The organism is Algibacter sp. (assembly GCF_049667265.1).
Classification (GTDB): Bacteria; Bacteroidota; Bacteroidia; order Flavobacteriales; family Flavobacteriaceae; genus Algibacter_B.
The window spans coordinates 1-1,738 of record NZ_JBATHX010000362.1; the positions used below are offsets into that span (position 1 = coordinate 1).

General features: G+C 33.9%; 1 protein-coding gene. It reads left to right on the top strand.

All coding sequences use genetic code 11. From position 1 onward, the window contains the following. Nucleotides 1-1,738 (top strand): DNA-directed RNA polymerase subunit beta (rpoB, locus tag WBN21_RS12675; protein ID WP_424200839.1); only part of this gene is annotated, 1,738 nt, incomplete at both ends.

The window sequence follows — 1,738 nt, forward strand, 5'->3', positions numbered from 1 at the left end:
ATGCAAAGACATTGTCTTCTGTAATTAATTCATTCTTTGGTACAAACCAGTTATCTCAATTTATGGATCAAACCAATCCACTTGCTGAAATTACGCATAAGCGTCGTTTATCAGCTCTTGGACCAGGAGGTTTATCAAGAGAAAGAGCAGGTTTTGAGGTTCGTGACGTTCATTACACACACTACGGAAGACTTTGTCCTATTGAAACACCAGAGGGACCAAATATTGGTTTAATTTCTTCACTTTCAGTATATGCTAAAGTGAACTCTATGGGATTCATTGAAACCCCATATAGAAAAGTAACTGATGGTGTGGTTGATATTAAAAATGAACCAATTTATTTAAGTGCAGAAGAAGAAGAAGAAAAATTAATCGCTCAAGCAACTGTTAAAGTTGATGCTAAGGGTAAAATTTTACACGACAAGGTAATTGCTAGAATGGAAGGTGACTTCCCAGTAATTGACCCGTCTGAATTGCATTATACGGATGTTGCACCTAATCAAATCTCATCTATTTCGGCTTCATTAATTCCGTTCTTAGAACATGATGATGCGAATAGAGCCTTGATGGGATCAAACATGATGCGTCAAGCAGTTCCATTATTAAGAGTAGATGCACCGATTGTAGGTACAGGCTTAGAGCGTCAAGTAGCTTCAGATTCTAGAGTATTAATTAATGCTGAGGGAACAGGAGTTGTACTTTATGTAGATGCTAATGAGATTAAAATTAGATATGATCGTACTGAAGATGAAGCTAAAGTAAGTTTCGATTCTGATATTAAAACATATCAATTAGTTAAATTCAGAAAAACAAACCAAGGAACTTCTATTAACCTTAAACCAATTGTAGTTAAAGGAGATAAAGTTACTAAAGGTCAAGTTTTATGTGAAGGTTATGCAACTCAAAAAGGAGAGCTAGCTTTAGGAAGAAATATGAAAGTAGCCTTTATGCCTTGGAAAGGGTATAACTTTGAGGATGCGATTGTAATTTCTGAAAAAGTTGTTCGTGAAGATATATTTACATCTATTCATATTGATGAGTATTCTTTAGAAGTAAGAGATACTAAATTAGGTAACGAAGAATTAACAAATGATATTCCTAACGTTTCAGAAGAGGCTACTAAAGACTTAGATGAACACGGAATGATTCGCGTTGGTGCTGAAGTTAAACCTGGTGATATCTTAATTGGTAAGATTACTCCAAAAGGAGAATCTGATCCAACTCCTGAAGAAAAATTATTACGTGCCATTTTTGGTGATAAAGCAGGAGATGTTAAAGATGCATCTTTAAAAGCTTCACCTTCATTACATGGTGTTGTAATTGAAAAGAAATTATTCGCAAGAGCGGTAAAAGATAAGCGTAAAAGAGCTCAAGATAAAGATGATATCTTAGCTTTAGAAGCGCAATACGATAGAAAGTTTGATGAGTTAAAAGATGTTTTAGTTGAAAAACTATTTGCTATAGTAAATGGTAAAACAGCTCAAGGAATTTTTAACGATTTAGGTGAAGAAGTATTACCAAAAGGTAAAAAATTCACACTTAAAATGTTAAATGCTGTTGATGATTATGCGCATTTAGTGTCTGGAAAATGGACAACTGATGATTATACGAATCAACTAGTTGCAGATTTAATTCACAACTACAAGATTAAAGAAAACGATTTACAAGGTTCTTTACGTCGTGAGAAGTTTACAATTTCTGTAGGTGATGAATTACCAGCAGGTATTATCAAATTAGC